Here is a 1,291-nt window from a genome sequence, read left to right as displayed (position 1 = left end):
GTTCATCTGTACCTTATCTTTATCCTTTACCAGTTTATTACTATGGGCGAGCATATAACTAAGTACGTTAGCGTCAATGACAGCCGCGTCGATACGGCCGCCAATGACTTTTAGTACGTTGATTTCATCTGATGTCACCACTTGAGGTTTAATATGTTTGCTGGCTATAAGTGCATCAAGTTCTTCAGTATTGACATAATCTTGGACTACGCCGAGTTTATACTTAGCCAAGTCGCTTACTTGAGCCCAGCTGATAGGTGATGATTTATTTTCAACGAGTCCAAGAGGGCCTTGCCCCATGGGCGCCGAAAAAGTAAATTCAGTTGATTCATATAGGTATTCTGGAAAATATCCTGCATATTTAGATCCTGGCTCTGAGGCCAATTTCACCGCACGGCTCCAAGGATAAAAGTTGACCACAAGTTCGTGGCCCATAGCGGTAAATGCAGCTTGGGCTACAACAACGCTGGCACCTTGATTTGCTAATGTTTTACCTGAATATGGAGCCCAATCTAGTGAGGTAAGATACACTGTTTCGGCATGAGCGGTGTGGCCGCCTACAGCGAATAATAATCCCAAAATGGCATAGTTAAACTTCATAATATCTCCTAGAAATGAAAGATGTAAACCAACGTAAATAACCCGTTTTACTGTCCGCTTTAGGTATCAAAAATGATTTTTGTTTGCCTAAAGAAAATTCTGGATTTTGTTGTTAAATAAGTTAGTTACTTATCAATGGTCTTGTTGTTTTCATGCTTTTATCATTATCGGCCTAGATTTTAATGGCTAGATTGAGCAATGTTATAAGCTTTGGTGTGATTAACACGCTACTTCACTATAGGCCAGTGATCACATGTAGGCTTTGGGACAGTAACAATGACTCATTGAGTATAGACAGAATTTTTAAAACAAGAGCAAGTAAGGGAATTTAAACAAGAAATTTAAGTTGTCGGTTCAACCCCAAATTGGAAGTAGCGTCCATTATGTTGTTTGAATTAAGCGGGGCAGTGATAAGGTTTGAAAGTGAAAGTGTTTTTCATTTGGTTGATATTATTATCTAATTCCAATTATAAAATGAGTTATTGGTTATTTAAGCGGAATAATTATTAGCATTTATAGGTGTTCAAGCACTGGCACTAAAGTGAGTCATTAATCTGTTGCCAATGCTTTTACTGTTAATCGTTCTTGATTTGATAAGCGAATTTGGATGCCGTCTACCGTCGTTATTCTTTGTGCTTCAATATCTTTTTTACGTACTTTGTAGCTGTCTGACATCGCGTCTATTGGGGAT

Annotated in this window: 1 protein-coding gene; it reads right to left on the bottom strand. The window is 38.3% G+C overall.

What is annotated here, in order from left to right; all coding sequences use genetic code 11:
• Positions 1–600, bottom strand: a 600-nt coding sequence (locus tag H5202_RS22605) for a substrate-binding periplasmic protein (RefSeq protein WP_182773993.1), incomplete at its 3' end; no start/stop codon positions are given.
• Between the last annotated feature and the right edge of the window lie 691 nt (positions 601–1,291).

The organism is Shewanella sp. SG41-4, assembly GCF_014164505.1.
In the GTDB taxonomy this organism is placed as follows: domain Bacteria; phylum Pseudomonadota; class Gammaproteobacteria; order Enterobacterales; family Shewanellaceae; genus Shewanella.
This window is presented reverse-complemented; position numbering and strand designations above follow the sequence as displayed.